The organism is Paenibacillus marchantiae, from assembly GCF_028771845.1.
GTDB lineage: Bacteria > Bacillota > Bacilli > Paenibacillales > Paenibacillaceae > Paenibacillus > Paenibacillus marchantiae.
Genome location: NZ_CP118270.1, coordinates 4,133,576 through 4,158,036, shown reverse-complemented (window position 1 = coordinate 4,158,036; position 24,461 = coordinate 4,133,576). Strand labels below are relative to the sequence as shown.

Genomic DNA, 24,461 nt, shown 5'->3' with positions numbered 1-24,461 from the left:
TACAGATCTTAACTCTTTCAAAAAGAGTTGTCTGTACGGCTTTTTTCATTTTTATATATCGTATATCTTATCTTATCCCACTTTAACCGGTGTTTGCTCACCTTGCCATAGTAATTGCATCTCTTCATTTGTAGCAAGCAAATCTGATAAGCTGCCCTCGGCCTCAATTCGTCCATCCTTCATGACGATGATATGATCTGCCTTCGCAAGTGCTGCTCTGCGGTGAGACACCGCAATACATGTAACATCCGGCTCCTGGAACAAACCTTCCCAGACCTGTTGCTCGGTTTCCACATCCAGTGCACTGGACAGATCATCGAAGATGAACAAGTCCGCTTCCGTCATCAGCATGCGCCCAGTTGCTGCGCGCTGGATCTGACCACCAGACAACATGACACCTCTTGGACCTACGGATGTTTCGAGTCCTTGATCCAGGTTTTGAATATCCTTATCCATTACAGCCAATCGTATGGCTTTTGCAAGTGCGACTTCCGTACGGCCCTGTTTGCCCTGAACAATATTCTCTTTCAGCGTATCACTGAACAGTCGAGGTACTTGCGGCGTATATGCTGCTCTGGGCGGCATCAGGAAGGTAGCGGGATCTACATCTTTACCATTCCAGCGAATCGTGCCCTCTTGTTTGGGCAGCAGTCCCAGAAGTGTGCGGACCAGAGTCGATTTGCCAGAACCGATCCGTCCAGTGATGACCAGAAATTGTCCCCGCTTCACACGGAAGCTGATATCCTGTATTCCATTTGCAGAATGTGGATATTGGTACGCCAGATTGCTGATCTCCAGCTCTCTTAGCTTCTCTTTGGGATCTCTCTGTTCATTAGGAAGCTCAGGCGGATCTTCATTCAGATAAGTCTCTCTGAAATCCATGATCCGGTCTTCCTCACCAGGACGAAACAGGGTTCTCATCCGGTCAAATGATACTTTGAGCCGTTTATGCTGAAATACCATATAGCCAAACAATGAGATACTAAAGCCAATATTCGCTAGATAACTGGTGAACAAGGCAAAATTACCTACGGTGAAATTGCCAGATTTCATCTCAGCTGCACACATCAGGAGAATGAGACCTGTACAGATACTGAGCACATGCTGATTAAGTGATCTCATCCACTGCTTGAACAGATTATCCCGGAGTGCGGCTTGACGACGTTCTTCATTGAGTTTGTTAAAACGAGTAGAGACATGCTCTTCTGCCTGCCCAAGTTTCAGTGCCTGCACCGCTCCAAAGGTTTCGGCAATGAAACTGGTAATTCTCCCTGTCGACTCACGATTGACCTGAGCATATCGACGAGCCCGATTACCTGACAAGTTATTCAGCAACGTCACGACTACTAGGGGCAATACTGCAACTAGAGTGATTTTCCAGTTAATGTTCGCCATGATGACGATGGATACGATAGCGAACACAAGCCTTCCCCAAAAATCCACCCAGGATTCTACGTACTCAACCACTTCATCTACATCATCCCGAAAGCGACTCATCGCCTCCCCCGGTGAAGCTGGCAGATTACGTCCTGGCCAGCGCATAATCCCAGCGAGCATGTTGGTACGCAGAATGGCCTGAATATGGTAGATATACGTGATCCATGCATAGAATGCGGCAAAAAACGTGCCTACTCTTACCGCTCTGATCAAAGCAATGAAGATCAGCGGAGCAGCCAGCCACATATAATCACTGGAACCCGCCGTTGCCCGGTCAAAGAACCACTGCATGCCGATCCCTATTGCCAGCGGCAAAGAATGAAAGATGCACCATGACAATCCGTTAATCAAAAATAGAAAAGGCCTGAATCGAAACAAACGGCCTATAAATCCTGTTACATTCACGCCAATTCCTCCTCTCGCCCTGTAATCAGCAATCTGGCATAATGTGAAGCCGGATCGCTGGCGAGTGCTTTTCTGGCTCCGAATTCCAGTACCTTGCCATCACCCAGTACCATAATCTGATCGACCTTCTCTAAAGTAGCCAGGCGATGCGCAATAATAATTCCCGTACATTGCTTCATCAACTGATCGATGGCAGACTGAAGCATGCTCTCTGTAGCGGCATCCAGCCGTGAGGAAGGCTCATCAAGAATAACCAGGCTAGGTTCAGTCAGAAATACTCGCGTCAAGGCAAACAATTGAGCTTCCCCAGCGGACAATGAAGAACCACCTGCCTTCAGATGTGTATCCAACCCTGCCGGTTGTGATTCAATCCAATGACTTAATCCAAGTCGATCCGTTGTCTCCTTAATAATTTGATCCGAGACATCCTGGTTGAACAGCGTTAAATTATCTCGCAACGTACCGTCGAACAGCTGTACATCCTGCGTAACCATACCAACCCTGCGGTAGAGTGCAGGTAAGGTAAGCTCTGTAATATCTTTGCCACCCACACGAATTGTTCCGCTATCCAGATTGTACAAGCGTAGAAGTACCCGACTGAGACTTGATTTTCCGCTACCAGTACGACCGATGATGCCCAGCCGTTCGCCAGGTTTAATGGCAAAGTTAATATTCTGCAATACAGGTTTATCCTCGTTATAACTGAAGTTCACCTGCTTGAATTCCAGACCAAGCGGCCCTTCTGGCAGCTGATCCTCTCTTCCGTTTTCGATCTCACTGCGCAAAGACAACAATTCTCTCGAACGAAGCATACCTGATTTCGCCTTCTGAAACTCTTGAACCTGATCACCCAACATCTCAATCGGATCATTAAGCATCTGTGTGTATTGATATATCAGAAACAGCGTTCCGATGCTGATGATGCCTTGCATGTAGTAATGAACACCGAGCAGAAGTACTGCCGTGACTGCAAGGGCGAACAGAATGACCGTCGTATTCCACGGAATAACCCGAAGTAGCCAGGCTTTTCTTCCTTTTTGAAATACAACACGCATCGTCCGATAAAAACGATTCATCACATACGGGACATGCCCGTTCGCTTGAACATCTTCAATTCCCGCAATACGCTCTTCAATTAATCCGAACAAGGATGCACTCGCTTCCCGCTCATTTTTGGAAGAGTTTACTCCCAAATTCCGAATGAACACCATAAACAGAATCGATAACAATGTAAACACCGTCATGACGATCGCAATCGGTACGTTTACGCTGAACATAAATCCGAGGATTCCGGCAAGCAAGACAAAGCTTCCAACCACTTGCACAATGAACATCGCGAAGAAGTTGGAGATACTCGTCACATCACCATCCACCCGTTCAATCATCTCTCCCGGTGTCTTCACATTATGAAACCGCATATCCAGACGCAGACAATGCTTCAGGAGATCTCCCCGTAATCGGTTCGTTGCCCGCCAGGCCACATCGTTACCCAGATAACTTACGGCTACTGTAATCAGTTGATTTACAACGGCAACAACCAGAAACAATCCGGCAAGCTGGAACAGGTTAGAAAGGACTCCCCCACTTGCGGCCGTATCAATGAATCGTTTGATAATTTGTGGATTTAGGAGCTGCAGTCCCGTTGACGTTAGCAACATCACCATAAGCAAGGCCAATCGGCCTTTAACGGGTTTTAGATATTGCAGCAGCCAGGACATGGAGCGTTTCTCTGTTTTGGGCATAGCCCCTCACCCCTTCGTATAACATTTCTATTTCATTTTTGTGATTCAAAGCATTTTGGTTCCTCACTAAGATGAATCATACATAATAACAATAAATGCAACATTTCCAACCCGTGGATGAATCTTACCAAGTGTGTTTACCATTTAACATTCTCCCAATCCCTCTGGCATTCTTCCCGAAATCTTTGCACCCATTGTTCAGAAATCTCGTCTGCGATCGGGTCAAAGGACGGGGGCGATACGGCAACACCGTCAGCTTGAACATCCAAAAACTCTAGCACTTTCATAACGGTCCCCTCGTAATCTGCTATAAAATCCTCATAAACAATCGTCAGCGGCACAATGCCTGACTCGGACAAGAAATCTTCAATTGCTGCTTCGCACATGTTACTCTCCACAAGCAGATGTTTAATCGCATCAAAGTTATATTGATCAGCAATATCTTGTAACTGAGGGCTGTCTCCATGCTTGCGGTGCCATTCACCCGAGACGATGGCTCTCCACCACGACACAGCCAATCTGACTTTGTTGCGACGCGTCATGTAAATATGCTTGGTGCAATTAGGGAAACCCGTACTCCATACCTCAGCCCGAGATAACGCTGTTGGCAGACTATAGAGACTGCGGAATGCGTCAATCCATCGTTGTTCAAAATTAATTTTGATTCCGAATACTCCGTTCGACGTTGTTCCCTGATCCCAGATCTGCTCTAGATCTTCACGCTTTAATGTGTCTGGGCTCTTATGCTGATAATGCAGCCACTCCCTCGGATATCCTGCCACCCCCGTAGAACTTAAGGCTTCACCCAGCAGAGTACTGCCGGTTCGTTGGGAAAACCAAATGGTATAACTTTGAGTAGGTTGTTTCATATCGCTGCCTCTCTTTCTCCCCTTAAGGGTAGTTTCATACCAAAAAGCACTGCAAAATCTCCCTTCCATGTGCAACAAATTGGGTGGAATGCATGCAAAAAAGCCATAGATGAACTAATGTTCATCTACAGCTTGTAACAATAAGAGAATCATATGAAATAAGAAGCGTTTCCGGATTTCTCCTCTGCACGCAATAATGATGAGCGTCCACGACAGGGGTGCACAAACATGACTGTCTAAACGCCAACACAAAAAAACATTGGTTAAGTCACTTGCTCATGCGTATTCAGTTATCGATTTAGAATTCGCCCTGTCTGGAACATGTTCATCTTAACCACCCGTCACACATATTTGTTGTTTATTGTATTCGCTCCACCGTAATCCGTCAAGATAATATTAACTCAGTTGTTATTTTCTTCATATCACTGAACATCATATGCTGTGATTTCAACGATCATAACCCAAATAGGGAATTTCTCTGAGATTAAACATTAACTGATTCACTTTCCATACACCATGACTGTATACTAGTTCAATATTTCGATCATTTACATAATGAGAATCACCCGTTAATGTATTTCCGATTACGAACGATTGGGATAACGTCGCTGTTGTACTGCTTGTATAATAAACGGAAGTCTCTGGAGCATCATATACCATCCAATCACTTACTAGATCCTGCCTTTTGAGAATAAATTGGATTAAATCTTCAGTGAAATAAGGCTTGAAATACGTACTGACCTGCTTTATCTGAGACAAGCCTGAAATTTCATTCAATTTCTCTGACAAAACATTTATTCGTCCCTTTGTTATTTTCACAGAATCAGGTATTTGGATGGTCTCCTCTTGCATACTTACAATCATGTTTTGTTTATTCAAATGGATGGTTGCCTGTTTAGTTTGTGGATTCCACTCTAGCTTGGCTCCTAACGTTTGGCTAACAAATCGCAGCGGAACATATGCTGTATTTCCAATTATTTCAACAGGAGAATCCATTCTAATGATCTGTTCATTCACTTTCGCATTTTTAAAGTTAACCACAAGCCAAATTTCTTTTTCATCCGTTTGAATTCGAATGCTCTTCCCTTCCTTATACCACGTTACTTCTGCTCCCAAGTTGCTGGACACAACCCTCAAAGGAATTAACACCCGGTTATTGGACAATACGCCAGTCCCAATCTCTAGCGTCGCTTCCTCAGCTGAACTCGGCGTTGAAAACGCAGCAAACATAACACACGCCAGTAATGCTAAAGTAAACTTTTTTAATATCATTTGGAACCCCCATGAGGAAATGTTTAACTAATTAACGCTGATTTCTCAATGAAAGTTACTTTTCTCCAAAAAAAGTTAAAAAATAGCTAAAGCTTATATACCATGCAACTGTCATCGCTCAAGCTAGGCGCTCACTTGTATGGGTGGTGTTTCCCTCTCCCTGACGACAAGGCGTTTATGCGCTACGATAAGAAAAGGCAGTCCAAGTGCAGTGGTCAGTGCCAGCGGTACAAAAACGAACAGGCCATTCCCCGTCCCATATTGAGTTAATAGGAGCCCTCCAAGAATCGGTGCCATGACGCTTCCCAAGTTGTTGAATCCAATTGTGCCAAAGTAGGTCCCTTTCCATTCAGGTTTGGCAATCCGGTCAATCAGCACATCCATCATGGTGAACATGAGCACTTCCCCAATGGTGAAGAGAATGACACTGAGCATCAGCAGCATAACGCCTTCAGCTATGCCAAACAGGAACAGACTTGTTGCGACCAGCAAGTTTCCAAGAATGAGGGGCACAACCGGCGGGAATTTGCTGGCCACCCGCACAATCGGGAATTGGATTACAAGCACAGTCAACGCATTAAGTGAAAGCATATAGGAAAACACTTGACTTCCATGTTCAAAAAGAGGATTCTGGGCCACATACTGAGCTAGGGTTGAGCTAAAATGCCCATACCCGAGCACGCAAAACGTAGTCCCGATAAGTACTGGCAAAAATACACGGTCGCGTCCCGTAGTAGCGAGTGCATCTCGTAAACGAGGTGCACTGACCTGAACATGTTCCGGCAGATTTGTGCGTTGCAATCGAAATTGCAGGAACAAAACCAAACCGTAAACGATATATACCAACCCGGAGATCATAAACGGAAACGTAGACTCCGCTGATCCAAGCTGAAGACCGATAATCGGTCCAAACACAACCCCCAGATTAATGGCCGCATATCTGAGGTTGAAGACAAGCAGTTTATTTTGCGGTGGAGTAATATCCGATAGAAGTGCACGTGACGTGGGCTCAAACACGGCGCGGCATAATCCGTTTAACGTATTGGCTACAAAAAATACCCACAGATGCTCAGCTGCTGAAAAGATGAAGAAAACACAGGCCCAGCCAAATACGGAGACCATCATGACCACTTTGCGGCCGATTCGATCCGAAATATAACCTCCATAAAAGCTGACCATGACCCCCGCTAGAGAACTAACCGCGACGGTAATTCCAGTCTGTGTGGGTGTAGCTCCCAGTACCTGAGTCAGATAAATGGATAAAAACGGGATGCTCATGGACGTAACAAGACGTCCAAACATCGTTCCAACAATAATTGTCCAAGCTAAAGGGTGAATTTGACGTAAATGTTGCTTCATGCGTATGGTTCTCCTTCTCCTGTTCTAGATGTTTTTGTCTCAGATGGGCTACCTTTGCCCTATCCCTTTATGTATAATTGTATGGATAAAAGGGGGAAATAAAAGTGTAAGAAAACGTGAGCACATTTCACCCTTTAAGAAGGAGCACTTCATATGGATACAGCAACAACCCATTATCTGCGTCTTGCCACAGCAAAAGAACTTTCTCTTAAATTTCATGAAGCGGTTCCGGTAACGATTGAGAGCCTTTCTGCTGCCCTATGCTGTACTCCACGCAACGTGAAGTTTATTCTGCGCAAGCTGGAGGAACAAGGCTTTATACACTGGCAGCCCGGGCGTGGCCGGGGTCATCATTCTGAGATGACATTGCTGCGCAGTGTGAATGAGGCGCTCGAGGAGAGTTTTTTGGAGCTCATGGGCAGAGGCAAAATGAAGGAAGCGATCGAGTTGATCGGCAGCACAGAGAAGAATGATGCTCTCCGGGAGCGACTGCTGAATTCGTTGAACAAGCAGATGGGATTCCACAGTCATGCCGAGAGCTCTTCCGGTCAGGACGTGCTTCGCATGGTGAGGTCACGAAGGTTGGCAGAGCTGGACCCTGCTTTTGTGTATACTGCTTTTGAAACCTATCTGCTTGGGCAGGTATGCAGCACGCTAATCACCTATGACGCCAAAACAGGAACCTTCTTGCCGGATCTGGCGCATATGTGGGAGTACAACGAGGATCAAAGAGTTTGGATTTTCTATCTGCGCAAAGGTGTGCGATTCCACCATGGTCGGGTAATGACATCCCGAGATGTCCAAGCTACATTAGAGCGCTTGCGCACTGTAGACAGTCCATTCATTTGGCTATACCGGGATATTGAGCGTACCGAAGTTGTCGGGGATTACTGCATACGTTTTTATCTAAGTCGGCCTAATCGTTTTTTCCTGAACTTGCTTAGTTGTGTCTCCATGACGATTCTCCCCTATGATGTCGATGTAACCCAACAATTAATCGGTACCGGGCCTTTTCGGATCAATGAAATAAATGAAACGGTGTTGATCATAAGCGCATTCGATGCCTATTATGGAATCCGTCCTCATCTGGATCGAGTAGATATCTGGTTTGTGCCCAATCTGGGTCCTTATGAACGTCATTATGAGTTACCAGGAACAGACCGACTTAAATTGGCTACAGACGATACGGGGAGCAACAGTGTTGATTATCCAGCAACAGGATGCCGATATATGCTGATTAATTTTCGTAAAGCCGGTATTCACCATCAACTGGAATTTCGGCAAGCCATGCGCATTGTTTTCGATCCAGTCGCTTTGGTGAGGGAACTTGGCAGCAATCGAATTACACCGGCAAACAGCTTTCTTCCCTGGAAAAGCGCAGAGCATGCTTGGCGCGAGTCTTCACTTGAGGATGCCCGTGAGCTCCTGTACAGCAGCGGATACCAGGGAGAAAAGATCATACTTGCTTATACTGTAGCTAAAGATCAAAAAGAAGCAGAATGGCTTAAACAACGCGGAGCCAGCATCGGTTTATGTATTGAGTTGCAACCCTTCGTTGAATTTCCCAATGTGAGAGAAACAAGCGAAGCCGATTTGATTATCGCAGAAGAAGTTTTGGAAGATGACTGGCAATTTGGCATGATTAATTTTTTCATCAACAAACGTAACTATTTTCATATTTGTTTATCACCCGATTTACAGTCCATATTTTATCGAAAGATGGAGAATTTCCTTCAGCAGAATGAAGAGCAAAGGTCTGTGATGCTCAATGAAGCCGAGGATTTGCTTCGCGATAACTGCTGGATATTGTACGGCTGCCACATGAATAAAAAAGCCCTGCTTAATCAAAGTCTCTTTGGCCTTCATACCGCTGAGTTTGGGTTTATGGATATCTCCAAACTATGGATCAAAAATCAGTAATTTAGTCATTCCCGGAATGGGACAATAGCAAAAAGGCCGTTAACGTATCCATGGATAAGTTAGCGGCTCCATTGCCAATCAAGAATCCGTTCCTACGGAATGTTGAATTCAATTGTAAGTAGTGGGATATTTCTTTATTTTGTAGAATTCCTCCATCACTTGCATAATGGATTCACTTTTAATTGGTTTGCTTACATACGCATCCATTCCAGCCTTCAGACATTTGTCCATATCCCCACGAACTGCGTTCGCAGTAACCGCAACAATATAAGGGCATGCCTCTGGCCGCATTAATTCCTTAATGGCTTTGGTCGCTTCGAATCCATTCAGTCGAGGCATGTGCACATCCATAAACACAATATCGTACGCACTTCTTTTGACAGCTTCCACTGCCTCTATTCCATTCACTACATAATCGACAAGATGTCCCTTCTTCTCAATCATCCGACGCAGAACAAGCTGGTTCACCTCATTGTCCTCGGCAATTAGAATTCGAAGTTGATCTGTTTTATTCTTTTTCTGTTGTAAATCGTATCTGTTGAACTCCTCCATGTTGCTGGCTTTAAACGACACCGTAAACATAAAGGTAGTCCCCGGATCGTCGGACTCTTCAATCCAAATATCACCGTGCATAAGCTCTACAAGCTTCTTGCTGATGGCCAGTCCAAGTCCAGTACCTTGAGGCTTGCGCGTCATGAAATTCTCCAATTGGTAGAAGGCTTCGAATAAATGCTTTCTTTTCTCCACTGGAATTCCAATCCCTGTATCCTTCACCTTGAACTGAAATTGAACGTCATTGTATTCTTGTCCGGTAACCTTCACCTCGATCTCAATACTGCCTTCCGGGGTGAACTTTACTGCATTACCAATAATGTTGGTTAGGACCTGTTTTAGACGGTAAGCATCTCCGAACAAAGGAACAGGAATGGCTTCATCCAGGCTTAAACGAAGATCCAACTGTTTCTCCCGAATCATTGGCGTTACGATATTAACCGTCTCTGTCACAATTTCCTTAAGATCAAAGGGCTCATCCACCAGATCGGTTTTACCCGACTCTATTTTGGAAAAGTCCAGAATATCATTGATAATCGCAAGCAACGAATCCCCACTTTTTTGGATGATTTCAATGTATTCCTTTTGTTCTCCGCTAAGACCAGGCGTATCCAGAAGCAAATCCGTCATCCCAATCACGCCGTTCATAGGTGTACGGATCTCATGGCTCATCATCGCCAAAAACTCACTTTTGGCCTTATTCATTCGTTCGGCAGTCTCTTTGGCTACAAGAAGCTTTTTCTGTTCAGTTATATCTTTGGCAATGAGGTAGAACCCTACGTTTTTATCATTAATAATGATTGGCGCAAGCGTTGCCAAAACTTCTGTCTCTGAACCATTTACGTGCTGAACGGCATTCATTTCTTTTTCAGCCATCTCATACTGGCTATTTAGAATCAATCCTAGATGGTAAGGTCCGATAAACCGACATATACTTGTTCCAATCATTTCCACAACCGGGCATCCAGTCATTTTCATAGCTACCGGGTTGGCATTTATGATATTGCCGTCCATATCAAAAGAAATGATGGCATCATGATTATATTTTTTGAGTGAAGTATAACGTTCCACCGATTCCTGAAGTTTAAATTCGACGAGTTTACGCTCCGTAATATCCTGCAAAGTTCCGTTCAGCTGAATCGGTTGTTGATGCTCATCAAAAGTAACTAACCCTCGCAGATGAATATACTTTTCTTTACCAGCTGAGCCCAAATGCCGATATTCAAAATCAAGCGGTTGGCCTGTTTTCACCCATTCAATACAGTCCTTCAACCGCTGCTCCTCCGCCTGTTCCATGAATGCAAAGATATCGCTAGCCATATACTGCTTGTTGTTATCAATTTCAAACATCTCGTATATCTGATCGGACATGGAAACATGGCCACTCAGCATGTTCCACTCCCAACTGCCGATCATGGCTATCCGTTCAGCCTCTGCACTAATTTCCTCATGTTTCTTTCTCTCCGATATATCGCGACCAATGGCAAGGATTTGTTGTTCTTGCCCAGGCTCCCCGATAACCTTATAGGTGGTCTCAAACCAAAGAGAATGCCCATCTTTATGGCGAGCCTGCAGATTCAACATATGACCTGTGCTCAAATCGATTTGCGAGACACGTTCCAGGTCCTGCGGGTGGAAAACAGCGGTATTGTTCTTGCCCACCACCTCTTCTGGTGAATAACCAAGCAGATTATAAATGGAAGGAGAACAATAGCGACAAATCCCGTCAATGGTCGCAATATAGATGATTTCTTGTGCATTATCAGAAATAAGTTTGAACATTTCTTCCGTTTGAAGCAGTTTTAGTTCGGTTGTTTTATGATCCGTAATATCTACAACGTGGCAAATAAAATACAACGGTTCACCGCTGACCTCGTTTCGAGCCAATGATATATGCAGCGATATCCATAAAATATCTCCATTTTTCTGAATATAACGCTTTTCGTATTTGTACTCACTCAATTTACCTTCACACAGTTCGCGCTCGTACATCAGATCCTGTGCTAAATCATCGGGATGGGTGATCTCCTGGTAATGAAGATGGATTAATTCTTGAGCTGTATAACCCAGCATACTGCAAAAAGCAGGATTCACTTTCATCCACTGTCCTGTTGGAGCAACAAGTGCAATCCCAATAGGTGCTTGATTATAAATCTGCTCAAACAATTCGTGATGATCGACCTTTTGAACCTGCATCTTAAGCTCTCCTTTTGGTGTATAAACACAATATTTGCTTAATACCCGAATTTTTAATTGTTGAAACATCTCATTTTCTAAACGTTTGTGTCATTAAAGCAGAATAGACCTGGATTCTATTCGCATGGAATCCAGGCAACTTTGTTTCATTTCATATAAACCATGTTGAACACATGGGAATGGGTTTTAGTCAGAAACGATTTTACCGCTCCCGTCCAATGATGTAATCCAACAGATGTCTTAGAAAAGAAATCGGCTTTGGCATTTCGTTCAGCGCATCGGTTGCGAGACAATAGTGCTCCCACATCTCTTTCTTCGCGCCATCTTCACCCAGAATGGATACAAAGGTTGAGCTGTTGTTCCGTACATCCTGACCTGCCGGTTTACCGAGTACCTGATGATCTCCTTCCAGATCCAGCAGGTCATCCTTAATTTGAAAGGCGATACCTGCATGATACGCAAACTTCTTTAAGGAGGCAATCTCCACTTCCTTCACCTGAGCCAGAATGGCTGGCATCACAAGTGCAGCCTCGAAAGCAATACCTGTTTTGTAGAAACAGATCATGTTCAATTGTTCCAGGGTCAATGCTTTGCCTTTGGCATTCAGATCCATCGCCTGTCCCATACACATATCTTCTGCTTTTTCAGCGGAATATTGAATCAGGGTAAGCACGGTTGCGGCATCAAACTGATTGAGGGAAGATTGCTCGCCAATGGCTTTTTGAATGAGAAATAAACCTGTCAATTCTGCTGTTGCGCTGTTATGCACCTGATGTAAGGTAGAGCGCCCCCGCCTGGTCGAAGCATTATCCTGGGTCGGCAGATCATCAAAGATCAGTGAAGCCGTATGCATGTATTCCAGTGATCTTAGAAGAGGAATGATAGATGATTCATGCAGACCATATTCGCGCACACCCATCACCCAGGTCAGGATGGGCCTTAGCCGTTTTCCATCTCCTTGTAAACTGTAATTCGCTGCATCAATAAGTGTGCCTTTCATCTCCGGAAGTCCACCCGGCTTGGATATCTGCAATTCAATATTGATCTGTTCACGAACCGTGCGAATCGTATCCAGAAAATCCTGTTTTTCCTGCTTGTCATTCTGCAATTGAAGGATGACCTGATCCCGCAGCAATTTATCCAGGAAATCCACATCATCGGCTTTTCGCACCATTTGCTGAATGAGGCGATTGAATTCAGGTTGTCCGGAGGCAAAGATGTTCATCACTTCGTTGTATTGTTCTTGACCCAAACGCTCTCTACAACGCTTAAGACCATTAATAGCCCGATCCAGTATGACCTCCCGGGTCTTCGCATCTGAATGGTACACCTCATGAATCAGATAAGAGATAACCGCCCAGTATAGTTCATACGGATTGATCAGATCGGGCCGCAGGTCACGATACTTCAGATAGTAAGTATAAGGAGTTACTGCCTCCTCCTCCATATCGTCAAACATATCAGCGAAATCGTCCGCGAGCTGATTATAAATGCCATAGTAGAATGTCCGCAGATCAAAACCTTCATCCGCAGATGCACTGAGCACGGAACGAACAATGAGTCTGGAGGATGAGGATTTAATAATGATTGGAATATAAAGTTCTTCATTAGAATAATTCGCGTTCGTTAGTTTCTTGGCACGGTCTATTTCCTGAGATTGAAAGAATACATAGGATTGCTCGAAGAATGTGCGCTGCGTCTCAGGGCGCTGGTAGTTCTTGATATACTCGAACGCATCACGCAGCTCGGCATGAACATATTGAATGACTTTGAGATTGTCTCCCTTCCATTCGCCAATATCCGGCACAATCCCGGTGAGAAGCGCATTGCGAATTAAGAGAGAATACTGTTCCTTCTCTTGCGCAGTCAACGCCTGCGAATCAAGCAGGTCATCAATAAATGGATAGGTCAATCCGTAAGAATAACCGAGCCTAATCGCAGCGTCCAGCCTCTCGGAACGTTCTACCTGGGGAGTCTCATCATTCATATCATCGTTCACATGCAGAACAACACCAAGAATGATCTTGAGCAGCTTGCGCTGTGCCTGTTCTGAATCCAGTTCTTTGGGAATATTGGAAGCAACATTTTTCAATTTGCTGATCACCCAGATAACAGCTGTTTCCACGTTCTCCTTCTGGGCCCAGCGATACAAAGCGGCCAGACTGATATAATTCGGGCTTCCCTTGCGGTGGGTTGTATTTGAACGCATAAAATACGCTTTGGTATCCTGAGCGACACGCTGAATGCGTGCTTGGGTATCCAAGGAGTCCAGGGCTTTGCCCAGATCTCGCATATAAATGTAAGAAATACTGCGATCCAAGTAATCATCCAGTTTGCCTGTAACATTAAGCCAATGGATATATCTATGAGCATCCCGGGAATCCGGTTTTCTTTGACTTGGTGATAAAAAAGATAACCAGGAAAAAGGTTGAATATGTTTTTTTTGCCACAAGTGAATATCTTGCGTAAGTGCAGTGGTATACGTGTTATTCAGAAGTTGTTCATGAAGAGAAGTAAAATACTGAGCTGCCTTCTGCTCAGCCAACCGATATCCTGCATCAGCCTGATCTGTGAGTACGTTATTCATAGGATGGATACCTCAACTTCTCATAATGTTAAACATGTATCCATGAAAGGAGTTTGAGGGTGCTCCATGGACGAAAACTGATGTGAATTCATGCAACAACAAATTCGCCAGCTCATGTTCATAACCTTTATACGGCATTCCATCCGTTTGGTTACGAAATCGTCATAGACGCTTCAATCCTATGTGGTTTTACAAAATCGAAGACCATACCTTCACTGCTGTAATGGCGATAAGAACCATCAGTCCATACCGAAGCAGTCTCACATTAATCATTGAACTCACTTTGGAACCGAGTGAAGCACCGAGCAGACTCCCGATAACCGTATAAATGATGGGCTCCAACGGAATGTCCCCACCCAGAATTTTTCCCACCACCCCACCAATGGCGGAGATGAACACAATCGCAAGCGAAGAAGCAATGGTCGTCCGGGTAGGGATCTTAAGCACGGTGAGCATGATCGGAATCAATATAAAAGCACCACCCGCACCGACAATTCCCGACACGATCCCTACGGCAAAAGCCGATCCCGCCGCAACATATGTGTTAAATGTCACCTGACCAGCCGAGCCTTCTGTTCCCTTACCGGGAATCAGCATAAGTACAATCGCGATAATGGCCAGAATGCCATAGATCAGATTGATGACTTCTCCATTCAGGTGACCGGATATGAAGCCGCCAATCAGACTTCCGACCAGAATACTGGAGCCCATGTAAGCCACCAGACCTTTATGAATGAGAACTTCGCTCTTTTTCCCGTTCCCTGCTCTTCTAAGGTAGGCAATCACACCAGCGAGCGAGGCAAAAAACACCTGAAACATGCTGATCGACGACACCTCATGTGCCGAGAACGGTTCCAGCCCCATGAGAGAAGGTACATACAACAACAGCGGGTAATTAATTATGGCTCCACCTATACCCAACAAACCGGAGAAGAAGGAACCGACCAGACCCAGTATAAACATGATGACAAAAAGCAGAGTATCCATCGGTTTTTCTTCCTTTCTTGCGGTGTAAAAAATGATGCAAAAAACAGTATACGCAGTTAAAATAATCGGCTATAATAAAAACCAAGTAAATTAATCCGAAATGAGTGATTAAGCATGTTTAACGTGTTGAAGACTCTTTTTGAAAATAAATGCCCGCAGTGCAACGAAAAATTACAAGTTCACAGTGATGCGTTATGCGCTACAAAAACATGCTCCCAATGTCACTACAAAGAAGAGAGCTATGGCTCTCTCGGTGTGCGTATTGTCTATGACACCACAAAATGATAAAAGACGCATGCCTGCTTATTGTATCATGATCTCTGAACTCCCGGGATGACTATATAGAATTATTTTCATAATAAATACTCTTCTTATATTGATTGCAAAAAAAACGGTGCAGAACGATTTATTCGTTCTGCACCGTTTTTTCTTTTATTTTTCAGAGACGGACTGCACTACCTTACTGCTCAAATCTTATTTTGTTTTGAAGCTGAGGAATCCATCATCTACCGCAACCGTTGTACCATTCACTGCACTGGCAGCGTCACTGAACAGGAAGGCTACAACACTCGCAACTTTCTCCGGTTGAATGAGCTCTCCGCGCATATGTTGGGTGGCAAGCGCATCTTTCATCGCTCTGTCATCACCCAAAATCGGTGTCTCAATAAAGCCTGGCGCTACACCAACCACACGAATACCATGTTCGGCAAGTTCCAAAGCACCGGATTTGGACATCATCACGACAGCTGCCTTGGCTGCATTGTAGTTAAAGCTTCCCACAGCGGCAATGCTTCCATAGATCGATGCTGTATTTACGATGGTGCCTTGTACATTCAGTTCAACCATTTTTTTGGCGCCATAATACATACCGTAATAGACACTGTGCTGGTCAACATCGATTACTCTGTGATAGGATTCCGGGTCCATCTCCAGAAATGGCTTCACGAGTCCAATGCCCGCGTTGTTGAAAATACCGCTCAATGTTCCGTATTTCTCTACGGTCCAGTCGATCAGGGCTTTGATCTCGTCTCCTTTAGACACGTCCACTTTGTATGCTCCGGCTGTGCCACCACCTGCTTCAATCTCAGATGCAAGCTTTTTGGCACCCTCTTCGTTATAGTCTGCTACAACAATCGTTGCACCCAGATCCGAAAGCTGAAGCGCTGTTTCTTTACCAATACCACTCGCTCCGCCGGTGATAATGATTACTTTTCCATTTTGTTCAGACATAACGTAGGTCTCCTTTGATAAGAACATATTGTCATATCGTGCACACAAATCCATTACATAGTCTTGCTAGTGTGAAGCTAAATATTCATCTGACTCGGATGCAGGGTCAAATTTTTCCTTACTCATAAACCAAGCAGCCAATAGAGCAATAACGGCCGGAATGATGGCCCAGGCAAACGTATGAACGATGGATGAGGACAATGCTTCTGTAATCTTATCCAACATTGGCGCAGGAATATCAGCACGAGTGTCCGGTTTTAGGACTAAGCTAGGATCACTCAGATTCACGCCACCACCCTGCTCACTACCATTACTATTTCCAAAGAAGGAAACCAATTTACTTGCAAATACGTGACTCTGTACGATACCAAATACCGTAATTCCTAACGTCATACCGAGTTCCCTATTGAAGTTAAGGGTTGAGCTGGCAGAACCGCGCTGTCTTGCTGAGAAACCGTGAATGGCTGCATTGCTCAATACAGAGAACGAAGACCCAATGCCCAGACCAACCAGAATCATGAAAATGGTCACCATAAATCGGGAGGAATCCGTCGTTAACGTTGTCAGCAAGGCGATACCAATGACCAGCAGCGCAAGTGTGGGTAACATGATGGAGCGGTATCTGAGCTTGGTAAGCATGGCTCCTCCACCCGCAGCTGTTACAACTGATCCAAGCATCATCGGCAGCAGAACCAGACCGGAGTTGGTAGCTGATCCACCAAGTACGCCCTGAATATAAATGGGGATATAGATGGAAGCTGTAATAAAGGCTGCACCGCTAAATATAGCCATTAGATTACTCGTGGAATACAGCCGGTTTTTGAACATGCTGAATGTAATAATTGGTTCTGCCACACGCCGCTCTATGAACACAAATGCAGTTATCAGCACGGCGAACGAGGCAAACAAACCCACGATCATACTGGAATTCCAGGCATATTCCTTGCCTCCAAGTTCAAGTGCAAACATGAGACACACGATGGAAGCTACCAGTGTGAATGCGCCAAAATAGTCAATTTTCTGTTTGGAATGCTCTACGGATTCTTTATAGAAGAATGCAATCATGACAAAGGCGATCAGACCAAGTGGCAGGTTGATATAGAAAATCCAGGACCAATGAATGTAATCAGTGAGATAGGCTCCGAGAAGTGGTCCGAAAATACTGGATAAACCAAAGACTGCACCAAATAGTCCCCCCACTTTACCCCGTTTGTCTGCGGGAACGACATCGAACATAATGGTAAATGCGATCGGCATCAACGCTCCGCCGCCGATTCCTTGAATCGCACGATAAATGCTGAGCTGAATGATAGAATCCGCTGTCCCGCACAATGCAGAACCAATCATAAATACAATGATTCCAAAAATGAAAAATCGCTTGCGGCCATACATATCCGATAGTTTACCGAAGATCGGCATACCCGCCATCTCCGCAACCATATAGGCAGAGGTGACCCACATTAATTTATCAAATCCGCCAAGATCACCCACAATGGTACCAATTGCAGTGGCTACGATGGTGTTATCCATCGAAGCCATGAGAATGGCAAGCAGCAAGCCTGCAAGAATAACGCCTAATTTATTGCTTTTTACCATGATTATTTTTCCCCTTATCCATTCTGATTAAAGCCCCTCGGCTAATATACGCTTCAAAAATTGTCCTGTATGGGAGGCTCTGACCTCCGCCACCTGCTCCGGCGTGCCTTCGGCTACTAGCTCACCACCCGCTGCGCCACCTTCTGGGCCAATGTCAATAACCCAATCGGATTCCCGAATCAATTCCAGACTGTGCTCTACAACGACAACGGTATTCCCCGACTCAACCAGCTTATCCAGCAAAATATGGAGTTGCTTGATGTCTGACGGATGAAGGCCGGTTGTTGGCTCATCCAATAGATAGAGCGTGTGTTTTTTGGTCTTTTTACTCAGCTCTTTTGCCAGCCTGATCCGTTGACCCTCACCGCCTGACAATGTTTTGACGGATTGCCCCCATTGGAGATAACCAAGTCCAACTTCACACAACATCTCGACGAGATCGGCGATTTTGGTCTGACTTTTCAGGACAGGCAGACTTTCGGCTACTGACATATTCAGTACATCGGATATCGAGAATCCTTCGTATTGAACCTGTAACACCTCATCCATGAATCGTCTGCCCTTACAGTCATGACAAGTTACCTCCAGATCAGGCAGGAAGTTCATGTCCACAGACAACACTCCCAGGCCTTGACAGGTTTCACAGCGCCCTCCGGGCGTATTGAACGAGAAATGCTTCGCAGTAAGCTTTCGTGCCTTGGCATCTGGCAAACCAGCGAACAGTTGGCGCAGGTGCGTAAATACATCTGTGTAGGTGGCAACATTCGACCGTTGCATTCTGCCCATTGGCGTTTGGTCAAAAATAACGATATCACCTACGCTCTCCAACCCTGTTATCTCTTCACAACCTGATGGTTTCTGAAGTGATTCCATTCCCTGTGCGAGGATATCAAATACAAGCGTAGATTTGCCGGACCCTGAAACACCCGTTACGGAGATCAGCGTGCCTAATGGAAAAGATACAACCGGAATATCAATGTTGCGCAAATGCGCTCCCCGAATGGCAAGATGCTGCCCCGTACCTGTTCTTCGGTTATAAGAAGGACTAGCCACAGATTCATTTCTCAGATAAGCTCCCGTAACCGAAAGCTCACTTGCCATTAAATCCTCCAGGCTCCCTTCACCAACAACCATCCCTCCATTGACTCCAGCACCAGGTCCAATGTCGATCACATGATCAGCAGCACGCATCATCTCAATATCGTGTTCAATGACGAGGATCGTATTGCCCAGATCACGAAGCTCCTGAAGTACGCGAATCAGGCCAATGGTATCTTTCGGATGAAGCCCTGTCGTCGGTTCGTCCAGAATATACAATACGCCCGTTAAACCAGAGCCTAGAAGCGATGCAAGTCGTAATCGCTGAGCTTCACCACCAGATAAAGTTACGGTCTGACGATCCATGGAGAGATAGCCAAGTCCAACATCCATAATGCGTTTCAACTTGGTGGGCAGATCATGAAGGATTGGATCAAGCAGGTGATGTGCCTCGGGTGAGATCACTTCTTGTAGGCCTACCGTCCATTCCAGCACTTTACTGAATGACCAGTTGGTTACGTCGGAGATGGATGCGCCAGCTACGCTTACCAAAAGAATTTCTTTTTTCAAACGAGCACCCTGACATTCAGGACACTGCTGTTGATGAAAAAAACGTCCGTCTTTTTCCGTTCCGCCACCTTCTCCTTCCTTTTCTTTATATCGTCTCCACAATCCGGGGATCACACCTTCGAACTTGGTTCCCTGAATGGGCTTGATATTAGGGTAATGCTGCTTAAACGCTTCGCTCTCGACGCCGTAGTACAGCAAATCGCGCTCGATTTCACCAAGGTCCTTCAATGGACGATCCGGATCGAATCCGAATCCAAAATGCTGTCCAGCTGCAACCAGAATTCGGATCTGGATATCCCGATGCACACCATTTAACGAAGCAACACCTCCATCCCGCACACTAAGCTCAGGATTGAATACAGCCGCTTCGTTGATTGATGCCACATGACCAAGCCCACTACATACATCACAAGCACCCTCCGGTTTGTTGAACGAAAAGTGTGACATGCCCAACTTCTCAAGCACGGCATTGCAATGTGGACAATGTATAGTCTGATGACCCATGTATTCGTCTTCCTCGGTTAAATGACCAGCCGCTTCCCACGATGGTGATATGGTGCCATTACAGGATGGACATATACGCTCCCCAAGTCTGGAAAAAATGAAACGAACGTAAGTGTAAATGTCTGTCACTGTTCCTACTGTTGAGCGTGGATTCCGATTAGTAATGTGCTGTCCTACGCTGATGGATGGAGAAAGACCTGTGATGGACTCCACTTTCGGTTTGCTGATCGAATCCGATGTTAATCCCATCGATTCCATGTATTGTCTCTGGCATTCTCGCTGAAGGGTATCCATTGCCAGCGTGGATTTGCCGGAGCCGGACGGTCCCGTTAGAACCACCAACTTATACTTCGGAATCGAAAGTGAAATATTCTTTAGGTTGTTCTCCCGTGCTCCTTTAATCATCATTGTTTCTCTCAAAATCGATCGTCCCCTTTGCAAATAAGTACAGAGTTCGTTAAAATAAGTTGAAATTAATCATACGTTAATCTAGTATCTCCAAAATTTATTATCTCGTTAATCTAATATCTCGATAATCAAGATATATGTCATCTTAAGAGGAGGGTTATCTTTTGTCAAGAGAACATCAACAACAACCTACCGAATTACAGGAGAATTTTACGTTGCGAATGCGGAGCCTGGGTACCCGAACCGTTTTATATCAGCAGCATGTGGCTGCCTCTTTGGGCTTGTACAATAACGATTTCATATCCGTGGATATCCTGCGCGAGAAGGGGCCAATCACTGCAGGTGAACTGTCAAAACTTACCGGTCTGGCCACCGGAAGTGTTACGACATTAATTGACAGGCTTGAGAAGAACGGCTTTGTCCGTCGAGAAAATGACCCCAATGACCGCCGTAAAGTCATCATTGTGCCTTTGTACGAAAACAAGGAAGAGGTCAGCAGCACCTACCTCACCCTTCATGCAGCTATGGTTAATCTGGCTTCCACATACACAGAGGAAGAGCTGGAGCTTATTACAGGGTTCCTAAGTAAAGCAGGAAATGTTCTGGATGGACAGATTGAAGATCTAAGCTCCAAAATCCGTGGCAAATCATCATCGTGATCCATGTTTATATTTTGTAAAAAATGTGAGTTATATTAGAAAAACAAAAAGGACGATATCCGCAAGTGATCAAAATCACTCCGGTATATCGTCCTTTTTGGGGATGAAGCCGCTTTATACTCAAGGCATTTCCTGGTTTAAATCTTAATTGGCCTCGATTCCAAGACCGCTTAACGGATCTTTTAAACCATTAATATTGGTGATCAATTCAGGAATACCTGTCTTCTCCCAGTTTTCTGCCGTAAAACCCTGCTCTGCAAGCGTGTTCTCAAATTGACCCACAACTTCGGTTAATTGATTGTTGTAACTGACCAGATTTTCATGAATGCTTTCCCCTATCGCTGGTGCTGTCAGCTGAGAGAATTCGCTGGCTTCTGCCTGAATCCGGTCTATTTTCTCCTGTACCTGAGTTGTTATTTCAGGGTTACTCACCGCTCCTGATGCGAGTTCCTGCAGATCGGCTCCGGCGTTCGATACTTGCTCTATATAATCAGTAGCCCCACTAACGTAATTCAAACTTTGATTCGCTTGTTCTACAACGGAACAGGCCGATATCATAAGAATACTTGACGCAATGAGGCCTGCCATCATCATTGTGTGCTTTCTTTTCCGTTTAATCATGACCATCTCCCCTTCTTCATATTGAAGTGTTTCTTCCAGATTTATGATAACTGCTCCGTATGCTTCATTGCAAATGGGTCTACATTCAGCGTTATTAACATGTATAATAAAGGAATCATACGGTAAAGGGATGTCATGAATATGCTTCAGGCCTTAAATGTACGCTTGAACCGCATCATGCCACTGATTACTCCAATCAGCATTATTATTGGCGTTCTTTGCGGGAGTCTTCTTTCTTCTTATACCTTTTTGTCGCCATGGCTTTTTGCGTTCATGACGTTTGCGGGAAGCATCAGTCTCGGGATACGGGATTTTGTGAACGTGCTGAAGAAGCCTTTTCCACTGTTCGTTTGTCTGTTTATTCTGCATCTGGCGATGCCTCTGATTGCTCTTGGCATGGGTCACCTGGTCTTCCCAACGGATGCCTACACGATAACGGGCCTTGTTCTGGCTGCAGTTATTCCGACAGGTGTGAGCAGCTTTATCTGGGTCAGTATCTATCGGGGCAATATCGCTCTGACGCTGTCGATTATCCTGATTGACACCATGCTTGCTCCTTTCGTGGTACCCGGCGTATTATCCTTGCTGATTGGCACTAGCGTATCGTTGGATATAGCAGCCATGATGAGCAGTCTGTTCTGGATGATCGTTGTTCCCTCCTTGATCGGGATGCTTTTGAATGAATGGACCAAAGGGGCCATTGTTCCAGTCTGGGGGCCAAGACTGAATCCGTTCTCCAAATTGTTCATGGCAGCGGTTGTCGCGATTAATGGCTCTGTTGTTGCGCCCTATTTAGCTGACTTTAACTGGCAGCTCGCTGGTCTAGCAGCCATCATTATTTTTCTGGCCTCATTTGGCTATGCTCTAAGTTACTTCGTTGCCCGATTACTCGGTTGGAATGAAGCCGATCAGGTCGCACTTGTATTCAACGGAGGCATGCGCAATATTAGTGCGGGAGCGGTGCTTGCCGTATCGTATTTCCCTCCACCGGTTGCCGTCCCGGTTGTACTCGGCATGGTATTCCAGCAGATGTTGGCCTCGCTTGCAGGATACCTGCTTGGCCGCCGCTCGCAGACTCTTCACAATGCTGATAAGACGTCCGCAGCCTAGTACAAAATAAGCAAATCAAAAACGCCGACAGTATTGTCGGCGTTTTTTTAAAACTTTATCAAGCTACGTATTCATAAACCTAGTAATCCGAGAGCGAAATTCCAGCTCCAATGATAAGTACGAACACAAGAATATACACAACAATCCCGATTGCTGCCCACAGCAATGCTGCTTTGGCATAATTGGCTTTCGAAGGATTCGAATCTCCAAATGCCCATACAAACAACATAATAATGTTTACAAGCGGAATCATCATAAGGAACAACGTGAGCATCCAACTACCGAAACTTACTGGCTGTGGTCCTGGCTTATGTACTCTTTGACTAGCAACTTCTGACATAATATTTCTTCCTCCATTCTCCTTCATTTCAATTGCTACCTGCTAAGACAATCTACTTCTACTTTATAAATAAAAGTTTGCCGTTAATAAAAATACCGGAAATCTCATGAATTTACAATGTAATATTTACCATATTAGTTTCAACATAAATTTTTTATAATATATCCTGATTCTGTATAACACAAAGGACCTGCAATAAGTGACACTTATGATTAAAGTGCCTACCCTGCAGATCCCCATTCACTCTATTTCTCTTTTCCTCACACTAATTCACAAGGTATCACAACGATTTCAAAAAGCCCACGATTCTGGAGGCAATTCTTTCATGTCCGGCCTGGTTGGGATGGAGCCCATCCGGTACACCATTATCACCTGTAAAATATAATTCTTTGTGGATTGGCAATAATGGCTGGATTCCAGCAATGTTCCACAGATCACAGACCGGGATGGAGTACAACGACGCGACCTCTCTAATCGCAGCGACATAGTCACTGTATATCCGTCTGGTTACCGTATTGGGCAGGTCTTCTGGGACAGCTTCACTTGATCCATGGGGCGGAGTAAGAAACACGATCAGCTTGGTTGGATAGCGCTGGATCAACTCTTCTGCTATATGTTTAAGCGCCCCATAAAAGGTATCCTTCGAATTGGGCGAAGTACTGATATCGCCAAATGCCGTCATACCACTGGAGAAGTCATTTCTTCCGCCCATGAAAAAGATAACATCCGCTTCCGCGTGCATCTGCCCAATGCGATTACACATCGGTTCAAACCCTCCGTCCGCCACACTGCTTCCGGAAATGCCATGATTCTCATGGGATTGAAATCCCAATGCGCTGCAAACCAGCTCCGGATACGGATGTTCCCCTTCCTGAAGTCCATATCCGAAAGTTATGCTGTCTCCTAGAAAAACAGCCTTTTGCCCTTCATAGGATGATGATTGTGACGACATGAGCAGATCCCTTCTTCCCTTGTAACAGATATGTATAGTAACGATGTCATCCAAATACCGAAGCAAAACGGCCTTTCCAGCCTTTCATCGTTCGCTACACTATTGTA

General features: G+C 45.0%; 17 protein-coding genes. 3 read left to right on the top strand and 14 right to left on the bottom strand.

All coding sequences use genetic code 11. The features are described from left to right. Nucleotides 1-72 precede the first annotated feature (72 nt). The 5 genes from PTQ21_RS19070 to PTQ21_RS19050 form a co-directional block, all read right to left on the bottom strand. Nucleotides 73-1,842, bottom strand: coding sequence for an ABC transporter ATP-binding protein (locus PTQ21_RS19070; protein ID WP_063563544.1), 1,770 nt, complete (start codon nt 1,840-1,842; stop codon nt 73-75). After that, entirely contained in the window at nt 1,839-3,584 is a 1,746-nt protein-coding gene (locus PTQ21_RS19065) for an ABC transporter ATP-binding protein (protein WP_063563543.1), read from the bottom strand. The genes PTQ21_RS19070 and PTQ21_RS19065 overlap by 4 nt, the downstream gene beginning before the upstream one ends. A 137-nt stretch (nt 3,585-3,721) precedes the next feature. Then, the gene (locus tag PTQ21_RS19060; RefSeq protein WP_274566737.1) at nt 3,722-4,453 is read right to left on the bottom strand and encodes a Stf0 family sulfotransferase; all 732 of its coding nucleotides are present in this window, start codon (nt 4,451-4,453) and stop codon (nt 3,722-3,724) included. Nucleotides 4,454-4,900: 447 nt separating this feature from the next. Beyond that, entirely contained in the window at nt 4,901-5,725 is an 825-nt protein-coding gene (locus tag PTQ21_RS19055) for a stalk domain-containing protein (RefSeq protein WP_274566736.1), read from the bottom strand. Nucleotides 5,726-5,848: 123 nt separating this feature from the next. Then, a complete protein-coding gene (locus PTQ21_RS19050) occupies nt 5,849-7,084 on the bottom strand; it encodes an MDR family MFS transporter (protein WP_274566735.1) in 1,236 nt (411 codons plus the stop codon). Nucleotides 7,085-7,237: 153 nt separating this feature from the next. Here PTQ21_RS19050 and PTQ21_RS19045 point away from each other — a divergent pair, with 153 nt between their 5' ends. Beyond that, entirely contained in the window at nt 7,238-9,004 is a 1,767-nt protein-coding gene (locus tag PTQ21_RS19045; RefSeq protein WP_274566734.1) for an ABC transporter substrate-binding protein, read from the top strand. Between the two features lie 108 nt (nt 9,005-9,112). On the opposite strand, the gene PTQ21_RS19040 is transcribed toward PTQ21_RS19045, so the two are convergent. From PTQ21_RS19040 to uvrA, 6 genes are all read right to left on the bottom strand, one after another. Further along, nucleotides 9,113-11,752, bottom strand: a complete 2,640-nt coding sequence (locus PTQ21_RS19040) for a PAS domain S-box protein (RefSeq protein WP_274566733.1) — start codon at nt 11,750-11,752, stop codon at nt 9,113-9,115. A gap of 202 nt (nt 11,753-11,954) precedes the next feature. Continuing rightward, nucleotides 11,955-14,339 (bottom strand): polyprenyl synthetase family protein, encoded by a 2,385-nt coding sequence (locus PTQ21_RS19035; RefSeq protein ID WP_274566732.1) that lies wholly within the window; start codon nt 14,337-14,339, stop codon nt 11,955-11,957. Between the two features lie 189 nt (nt 14,340-14,528). Beyond that, complete coding sequence (locus tag PTQ21_RS19030; RefSeq protein ID WP_274566731.1) at nt 14,529-15,326, bottom strand: sulfite exporter TauE/SafE family protein; 798 nt, start codon at nt 15,324-15,326, stop codon at nt 14,529-14,531. Between the two features lie 474 nt (nt 15,327-15,800). Continuing rightward, entirely contained in the window at nt 15,801-16,556 is a 756-nt protein-coding gene (locus tag PTQ21_RS19025; RefSeq protein WP_063563536.1) for an SDR family NAD(P)-dependent oxidoreductase, read from the bottom strand. Nucleotides 16,557-16,622: 66 nt separating this feature from the next. Beyond that, nucleotides 16,623-18,152: an MDR family MFS transporter gene (locus PTQ21_RS19020; RefSeq protein WP_063563535.1), complete on the bottom strand. Its 1,530-nt coding sequence runs from the start codon at nt 18,150-18,152 to the stop codon at nt 16,623-16,625. A 27-nt stretch (nt 18,153-18,179) separates the two neighbouring features. Further along, on the bottom strand, nt 18,180-20,684 hold the full coding sequence (gene uvrA / locus PTQ21_RS19015; protein WP_274566727.1) for an excinuclease ABC subunit UvrA: 2,505 nt from the start codon (nt 20,682-20,684) through the stop codon (nt 18,180-18,182). Between the two features lie 209 nt (nt 20,685-20,893). Here uvrA and PTQ21_RS19010 point away from each other — a divergent pair, with 209 nt between their 5' ends. Next, nucleotides 20,894-21,331 (top strand): MarR family winged helix-turn-helix transcriptional regulator, encoded by a 438-nt coding sequence (locus tag PTQ21_RS19010; protein WP_170867822.1) that lies wholly within the window; start codon nt 20,894-20,896, stop codon nt 21,329-21,331. Nucleotides 21,332-21,475: 144 nt separating this feature from the next. On the opposite strand, the gene PTQ21_RS19005 is transcribed toward PTQ21_RS19010, so the two are convergent. Then, the gene (locus PTQ21_RS19005; protein ID WP_274566726.1) at nt 21,476-21,952 is read right to left on the bottom strand and encodes a DUF6376 family protein; all 477 of its coding nucleotides are present in this window, start codon (nt 21,950-21,952) and stop codon (nt 21,476-21,478) included. A gap of 141 nt (nt 21,953-22,093) precedes the next feature. Between PTQ21_RS19005 and PTQ21_RS19000 the strand changes: the two genes are divergently transcribed. Then, nucleotides 22,094-23,062 carry a bile acid:sodium symporter family protein gene (locus PTQ21_RS19000; protein ID WP_274570529.1) on the top strand — a complete coding sequence of 323 codons (969 nt, stop codon included), beginning with the start codon at nt 22,094-22,096 and terminating at the stop codon, nt 23,060-23,062. Nucleotides 23,063-23,141: 79 nt separating this feature from the next. On the opposite strand, the gene PTQ21_RS18995 is transcribed toward PTQ21_RS19000, so the two are convergent. Together PTQ21_RS18995 and PTQ21_RS18990 are read right to left on the bottom strand one after the other, a co-directional pair. Beyond that, complete coding sequence (locus tag PTQ21_RS18995) at nt 23,142-23,402, bottom strand: hypothetical protein (RefSeq protein WP_240321307.1); 261 nt, start codon at nt 23,400-23,402, stop codon at nt 23,142-23,144. A gap of 280 nt (nt 23,403-23,682) precedes the next feature. After that, nucleotides 23,683-24,354 (bottom strand): SGNH/GDSL hydrolase family protein, encoded by a 672-nt coding sequence (locus tag PTQ21_RS18990; protein ID WP_063563530.1) that lies wholly within the window; start codon nt 24,352-24,354, stop codon nt 23,683-23,685. Nucleotides 24,355-24,461 lie beyond the last annotated feature (107 nt).